Genomic DNA, 3,731 nt, shown 5'->3' with positions numbered 1-3,731 from the left:
TTGCCCGACTTTAAAAAACGCTCCGGGATTCAACCTCCCCCCCCACCCCAGACCCAACTCGCCGAAGAGTTGGATCTCTCGGCCGAGCATCTCTCCAGCGCCCTCCGTCAGGAGTTAAGCCAACGGATTACTAGCCCCTCCCCCAGTTCCAAATTCATCACCCCTGAATCCACTCAATCCCCCTCCCCCACCTTGAACCCCCAACCGCCCAAAAAGCGGAAATCCCTCGCCTCCATTGATTTACCCAACTTCCCCCGCTATCGTTCGGCTCAAAACTAATCTTTTGGCTAATACAACCAAAGGCGATCGCTCTGCCACAATCAAGGGGCAGACTGGAGAGCAGGAGTAGGGAACGTGGTACGCAACAGACGCAAGCTGAACAAAATCGGCCGAGAAATTGCTCAACGAGAACAAAGCCGCGTGACGGGTCGCATCGGCTTCTTCTCCAGTGCCTTCCTCTATCGCCTCTATATGCTCGTTCCCGTGCGGTTTCGCTGGTTAGTGCCGTTCCTAGAGGAGTTAGTGCGGGATACAGGCAAAGAGGAAGAGGAAGAAGAGGCAGAAGAAACCGCCGAAGCCATCAGCCCCGTTGCCGTGCTGCCCACTCGTCCGGGAGTAGACTATCTCCTCATTCCCCCCTTAGCGGAACAATCGGAAATTATGGGGTTGCGGGGACGTTATCGCCTTCTAGGACCGTTGGGAGTGCGGGGCAAAGGTCGCCTCTATCATGGGGTACAGGTGGGCAATGATCAACCTGTGATCATTCGCGAATATGTATTACCTACCCAATGGTTTAGCCCCCTCGAAATTCGCCAACGGAAAGAAGTGTTTATGTTGCGAGGGGGGCTAAAACTAGCCGATGGTCGTATTCATAATTTACGCTTAGTAGAGCCTTGGGATACGATCAGCGACCAAACCGAAGCGCGCTGTTATTTAGTCAGTCAGGGGGAAATTGAAGCTTATCCCACCCTGCTGGATTATCTCAAAGAACGAGGCCCCCTGCCTCCGACTCAAGTGCGACATATTCTGAGCCAAGTGCTGCAAACCTTAGCCTCTCTTCATGGTCAAAAATTCACCCTCCCCTCGGGACAAATTCAACAGGGTTTAGTGCATGGACAGTTAAGTTTAGAGACGTTGCTGATTTCACCCTTACAAGGGGGAGTCTTACCCGAAGAACAACGGTTTTATATTTATGTGTGTGATCTCACCCTCTGGGAAGATTTATTTTTACCCCCTACCACACCCCCCGCCAATTACTCCCCGGCTAAGGATTTAGTCGCTTTAGGCTATGTGGGGTTTTATCTGTTGGCTGGGCGCACAGTGGATAAAAATGGTAAGCCCTTAGACCCTCGACAAGGAGAAAACTGGCTACCTCGCGATCGCCCCCTACAACAAATTATTCGCCGTCTCTTAGGGCTAGAAAGTCCTTTTCCCAACGCTTTAGAGGCCCGCAAAGCCCTGTTAAATTTGCCCCTAGAACCGGATGTTTTAAGCGAAACAGAAGACCGGGAAGGAGAAGAAGACACCCCATCCTCGGGACGCTGGAAAGGCTTACTCTTGCTACTGATTTTAACCGCCTTGGGAGGGTGGGGCCTGTGGTGGTGGTTGGGACGCAGACCCCAAAGCCCAAGTCAAAGCCCTGTCCCCTTGCCCTGTTGTATTGGGGAAGTAACGGCAGTGCCTCGGGGTCGTTTTCGTTATACGGCAGCCCCCCAAAGTATTGCTCACTACCTGATGCGTCAACCCAATTTAGTCCTACGACGGAACAGTTTTCAGGAAGAAATCCAAATTCAACAGCCCAATATCCAGTTGGAGTATCAAGAGGTGGAGAGTTGGGAACGGACCCTCACACTATTACAACGGGACAGCCTAGATTTTGCCCTGAGTAGTTTGGTGGGAGGAAATACTGCCGTTTCCCTCCCCTCAAACCTGAAAGCCGATGTGATTGCCTATGATGGGTTAGCGATTATTGTGCCGTTTAGTTATGCTCAACGCTCCCAAAGTTTGCCAGCCGCCTTGCGGGGACGGATTACCTTTGCCCAATTGCGACAATTATATTTAGGGGAAATTGACAACTGGCAACAGTTAGGGGGGCCGCGTTTACCCGTGCGATTGTATGTTCCTGAAGACCCCGAAGCCCTGCGCCTGTTTGAAGAGCGGGTTTTACAGACCCCCGATGCGATCGCCCAATTTCGCACCCTCACCGGACAAGATCGCACCCTCAACCCCGATAGTTTTACCGCCCTAGCCAGTCCCATCCAAACTCGCCCCACCTTTACCATGTTGCGGGAGATTCTCCAAGACTTTGAAGACTCAGGCATTGGGGCAATTGGTTTTGCCAGTTTAAGCCAAGTTTTTGGGCAATGTTCAGTCTATCCCCTCGCCATTGTAGAGGATTCTGGCCGCACTCCCAGCGTTTCCCCCCTCGTCCAAAACGACGGCACCCCCATCACACCAAACATTGATCTCTGCAACGACAAAGGCAGTTACCGTTTAAACATGGCTGCCCTCCGGGGGGGAGAATATCCTCTGAGCTACTCCATCTCGATTATCTACCCCTTAGATAATAGTCGCCCTCCCATTGGAGATCGGTTAGCGGAAATGTTCAGAACCCAGGAAAGTCAAGAATTATTAGAAAGGGCGGGATTCACCCCCAAACAGTAAACAGTAAACCTAAAAATAAAGAGTGAGAGTTAGCCCTTGATTTTAACTAAGGGTCGTCGAACGCGATGGGTAAAACTGGCACGAGCGCCTATTCCCGACTCCTGGACTTATCTCTCTTCTATCACTGTGCAAGATATTAACGAATCTTCGCCATCACAGCCAACGGGAGAATCAGGGTTTGAACCTGATCTGACAGAAGAGAGTTATTCAGCAAGCCCTATTCAGCAAGCCCCACTTAAAGGCTCAAGAAATGACTCAAGCCTTGAGTTTGCCCCTCGAACCAGTGCAAAATAGAATCCAGTTAATCTAAGCGTGACCTATGAAACCTCGTCCTATCCCCCCTCAGCCCGGTCAAGAGTCCGTTTGGGACTATCCCCGTCCTGCGCGCTGGGAAGATACATCTAAATACCTCAAAATCATCTGTCAGGGCATTATTTTAGCCGAAACCACAAAAGGTAAAAGAGTTTTAGAAACCAGTCACCCCCCGAGTTATTATTTTCCCCCGGAAGATATTAAGCTGGAGTATCTCATTGGGAACTCCAAAAAAGGGTTTTGTGAATGGAAAGGTTATTATCAATATATTGATGTCAGGATTGGAGAAACGTTGATTCAAAATGCCGGATGGCAATGTTATCAAACCAGTCCCCCTTTTATTGCTCTCCAAGGATACTATAGTTTTTTCGCAGGTTTAATGGATGCTTGTTATGTTAATGATGAATTAGTTACCCCTCAAGCTGGGGGATTTTATGGAGGCTGGATTACCTCAGATATTGTCGGACCATTCAAAGGAGAACCTGGAACTTGGGGCTGGTAATAGTTCGAGTGTGGTGGTTTTAGGGTGTAGCAGACCCTACACCTGTTCACTAATTACGGTTGAGGGAGGACTGTTATGACTCAAATACTATCTTTAGAAGAATCAACAACTGTTATTTATCCGAGTGAGGACGGTGAACCTTTGGCTGAGACCTATGATCATGTTTATGCCATTTTGACGACCCTAGAAGTCCTACGACAGTATCTCAGTGGTCGTCAAGCAACGGTATTGGCCGACCAATTTCTCTACTATT

At 49.6% G+C, this 3,731-nt stretch carries 2 protein-coding genes and 2 pseudogenes; all 4 read left to right on the top strand.

Annotated features, from left to right (window positions below):
* A pseudogene (locus K4A83_RS16945) lies at positions 1 to 279 on the top strand (hypothetical protein); the annotation flags it as partial.
* A 75-nt stretch (positions 280 to 354) separates the two neighbouring features.
* Positions 355 to 2,664 (top strand): substrate-binding domain-containing protein, encoded by a 2,310-nt coding sequence (locus K4A83_RS16940; protein ID WP_265265825.1) that lies wholly within the window; start codon positions 355 to 357, stop codon positions 2,662 to 2,664.
* Between the two features lie 319 nt (positions 2,665 to 2,983).
* Positions 2,984 to 3,478: a DUF427 domain-containing protein gene (locus K4A83_RS16935; protein ID WP_265265824.1), complete on the top strand. Its 495-nt coding sequence runs from the start codon at positions 2,984 to 2,986 to the stop codon at positions 3,476 to 3,478.
* A 75-nt stretch (positions 3,479 to 3,553) separates the two neighbouring features.
* Positions 3,554 to 3,731, top strand: a pseudogene (locus K4A83_RS23470) (Uma2 family endonuclease); the annotation flags it as partial.

This window comes from Spirulina subsalsa FACHB-351 (assembly GCF_026130165.1).
Taxonomy (GTDB): Bacteria; Cyanobacteriota; Cyanobacteriia; order Cyanobacteriales; family Spirulinaceae; genus Spirulina_A; species Spirulina_A subsalsa_A.
Note: the sequence above shows the minus strand (reverse complement) of the source record. Positions and strands in the feature narration are given on the sequence as shown.